General features: G+C 54.7%; 4 protein-coding genes. All 4 read right to left on the bottom strand.

Going from position 1 to position 3,568, the window contains the following annotated elements; translation table 11 throughout:
• Positions 1-728 (bottom strand): thiamine pyrophosphate-binding protein (locus tag BW952_RS19075; RefSeq protein ID WP_420810003.1); only part of this gene is annotated, 728 nt, incomplete at its 3' end.
• Between the two features lie 5 nt (positions 729-733).
• Positions 734-1,729 carry a 5-dehydro-2-deoxygluconokinase gene (gene iolC / locus BW952_RS19070; RefSeq protein WP_076496386.1) on the bottom strand — a complete coding sequence of 332 codons (996 nt, stop codon included), beginning with the start codon at positions 1,727-1,729 and terminating at the stop codon, positions 734-736.
• A gap of 17 nt (positions 1,730-1,746) precedes the next feature.
• The gene (iolB, locus tag BW952_RS19065) at positions 1,747-2,568 is read right to left on the bottom strand and encodes a 5-deoxy-glucuronate isomerase (protein ID WP_045852621.1); all 822 of its coding nucleotides are present in this window, start codon (positions 2,566-2,568) and stop codon (positions 1,747-1,749) included.
• Positions 2,569-2,620: 52 nt separating this feature from the next.
• Positions 2,621-3,568: aldehyde dehydrogenase family protein (locus BW952_RS19060; protein ID WP_045852622.1), on the bottom strand; the 948-nt coding region annotated here is incomplete at its 5' end.

The following is a 3,568-nucleotide window of genomic DNA, read 5'->3' as shown; positions in this document are numbered from 1 at the left end:
GAATAGCGGGCACCGCCGCCGACAATGATCATTGGCTTTTTGCTTGCCTTGATGCGCTCCGCTGCGCCCTGCAGCTCACGGTCCACCGCCGGCTTGCGATCGAGGTAGTGAACACGTTTCTCGAAGAATGACAACGGGTAGTCAAACGCTTCTCCTTCGACATCCTGCGCAATGCAGATGGTCGCCGGGCCGGCTTTCGACGGATCCGTCATCACTTCAAAGGCACGGATGAGGGCTGACATGATTTGTTCCGGACGCGTCACCCGGTCCCAGTAGCGGGAAACCGCCATAAACGCTTCATTCGTGGTGACCGCTGTGCTGTGTTCGTGCTCGAGCTGCTGCAGCACCGGATCCGGCTGGCGCGTGGCGAACGTATCCGCCGGAAGCAGGAGCACCGGGATGTTATTCGCCAGTGCGGTGCCCGCGGCGGCGATCAAGTTAGCCGAGCCTGGGCCCGCCGATGTCGTCACCGCATAGATTTTGCGGCGCAGCTTTTCACGGCTGAAGGCGATTGCCGCATGGGCCATCCCCTGCTCGTTTTTGCCCTGGTACACCTTTAAGTGGCCCGGGTCCTGCTCGAGCGCCTGGCCGATGCCCAGCACGTTGCCGTGCCCGAAAATGTTAAACATGCCTTCCACAAATGGCGTTTCTTCGCCGTCGACGTGGATGTATTGCTGATTCAAGAATTTCAATAGTGCTTGTGAGGTTGTTAATTTGATCGTCGCCACTCGTATCACCCTTCTATCTTTACGTATTCGCCTTGCCCGATCAGCTGTTCAATCTCCGCCGCCACCGGCATGGCATCCGATGAGCTGTGCTTGCTGACCACGATGGACGCGGAGGCGCTTCCATATTTCAGTGCCGTTTCAATATCCTTGCCGCTGACCAGGGCATACAGGAACGCGGAAGCGTAGGAATCACCGGCGCCGAATGTTTTCAAGACGTTTGTTTTGTAGGCGTGCGCGCGGAAGGTCTCGCCTGTTTTGGCGTACGCGTAGGATCCTTCTACCCCGTGCTTGATGACGACAAGATCAGCTGAATGGGTAAATAAGTTTTTGATTGTTTCGTTGTTGTCGCCGTCTTTTACGTTTTCCATTACGTCAAACTCATCCCGCGTGCCGATGACGATATCCGACTGCTCAGCGACCAGCATGTAATACACCGCTGTTTCGTCCGGCGACGTCCATGTGTACGGGCGGTAGTCCAGTTCAAAGACAATTTTCACGCCGTGCTTTTTCGCGAGGCTGACCGATTTCAGCACCGCTTCGCGGGACGGACTTTTCGCCAGTGCCGTGCCGGACACCAGCAGGATTTTCGCTTGCTGGATGTAGTCTTCGCTCACTTCAGATGGCTCAAGATAGAGATCCGCTACATCATCCCGGTACATGAGGATGCTGCACTCGTCCGGGCTTAAAATTTCCGTGAACGCCAGGCCTGTTTTGTGGCCCTCTTTGTCTGTCACCATGTTTGATGTATCGACGCCGACTCCGCGCATGTATTTTTCAATGAACCTTCCATGCTGATCGTCGGCTAATTTTCCGATAAAGCCAACGTTCAGTCCAAGCTTGGCGCTGCCGATGGCCACATTGGCCGGCGAGCCGCCGACGTATTTCGTAAACGTCATCGTTTCTTCCATCGGCTGGTTATATTCGTTTGCATTTAAGTCGATGCAGGCACGCCCGATCGCGATCAGGTCCAGCTCTTTGTTTTCGTTAAAGGGATAATTCATCTGTATATTCGCTCCTTTTATGGTTGACGGGATAAGATCCATTCATGGTCTGGATCATTATGAAACTTCCAGATGCGCGTCGGGCCGGCCATCACATTTAAATAGTACGACTCGTAGCCGTCTGGCACGCCCACGGGATGGTAGCCGGCTGGCACGATCACCACATCGCCGTTTTCCACTGCCATCGTTTCATCAATTGACCGGTCATCGGTATAAACACGCTGGAACACAAAGCCTTGCGGCGGATTCATTTCGTGGTAATACGTTTCCTCTAAAAACGACTCGTCCGGCAGGTTGTCCTGATCGTGCTTGTGCGGCGGGTAGCTCGACCAGTTGCCGCTTTCCGTGAACACCTCGACAACGAGCAGGCTGTTGGCACGCGGGTCAGAATCCGGCAAAATGTTGTGCACCATGCGCTTGTTGCTCAAGATGCCGCGGTGCTCCACGCCGACTTCCGCAGCCGGAATGAGCACGGTCGGCAGCTGCTTGTCCGATGGCGAATAGCAAAGCGCCACACGGGCGTTCGTCTCTCCTTCGACCGTGAAGGTTTTGTTGTTGGACACATAAACACTGTCCGTTGGCACTTTTTCAAACACATTGTCGCGTGTGCCGAGGTGTTTGAACGATTCGCTTCCTTCGGTTACATTGATTTTTCCTGTGACCGCAACGATGCAGCATTCGGTTTTCTCAAGAGACTCCGTGTAGGTCGCACCTGGCGCCAGGTCGATGACTTTAAATCCGACGTACTCAAGCGGAGACTGCTGCGTTGTGACATTATGTACGAGGGTCACGCCTGTGGATAATTCGGTTTGGACGGGCTTTTGAAGCAAGTGGCTCATATTTGTACCTCCTGTTTGGATAGGAAGGGCTGTTGAGCACAGCCCCCTCCAATTATTTCATGTAGCGTGCTGTGACCATTTTCTTGCGTGTGTAAAATTCGACGCCGTCTTTTCCGTTCGCATGCAGGTCGCCGTAAAATGAATTTTTGTAGCCCGAGAATGGGAAGAACGCCATTGGAGCTGGGACGCCGACATTGATGCCGAGCATGCCCGCATGAATCGTTTCCCGGAACTGACGCACAGCGGCTGCGCTGTCTGTATACAGGCAAGCACCGTTCGCGAGGGTGGATTCGTTGGCTATTTGAACGCCTTCTGCTAGATCCTTCACACGCACAATCGACAAGACCGGTGCGAAGATTTCATCCTGCCAGATTTTCATCTCGGTTGTTACATGGTCAAAAATGGTCGCGCCAAGGAAATAGCCGTTGCCTTTCGCCGCTGCGTCCTCGCGTCCATCGCGCACAAGCGTCGCGCCCTGCTCGATGCCGGCTTCAATGTAGCCAATTGTCCGTTCTTTCGCTCCTTCGCGGATGATCGGGCCAAGGAACACGCCATCATCAAGGCCATTGCCGATTTTAATGTTGTCCGCGGCTTCTTTCAGCTTGGCGATAAATTCATCGGCGATGCGGTCTTCTACTGCCACAACCGCTGCGGCCATGCAGCGCTCGCCCGCTGAGCCGAATGCCGCTGCCGTGACTTCCTTCGCCGCCAGGTCCAGATTCGCATCAGCCAGCACAATCGAGTGGTTCTTCGCGCCAGCCAGCGCCTGCACGCGTTTCAAGTTGGCGGCGCCGGTTTTGTACACATATTCGGCTACCGGCTGCGAGCCGACAAAGGAGATCGCTTTTACGTCCGGGTGCTCCAGCAAGCCGTTCACGACGTCATGCGCACCGTTGACAATATTCAGCACGCCGTCAGGAAGACCGGCTTCTTTAAACAAGTCGACCAATTTTGCCGCGAGCAACGGTGTACGCTCGGATGGCTTCAAAACAAATGTATT

The sequence above is a fragment of the Domibacillus enclensis genome (assembly GCF_900156125.1).
GTDB lineage: Bacteria > Bacillota > Bacilli > Bacillales > Domibacillaceae > Domibacillus > Domibacillus enclensis.
Note: the sequence above shows the minus strand (reverse complement) of the source record. Positions and strands in the feature narration are given on the sequence as shown.

What these genes read in the sequence shown, in the direction of transcription:
- iolC (WP_076496386.1), bottom strand. Translation starts at nt 1,729, where the DNA reads ATGAATTATCCCTTTAACGAAAACAAAGAGCTGGACCTGATCGCGATC.
- iolB (WP_045852621.1), bottom strand. Translation starts at nt 2,568, where the DNA reads ATGAGCCACTTGCTTCAAAAGCCCGTCCAAACCGAATTATCCACAGGC.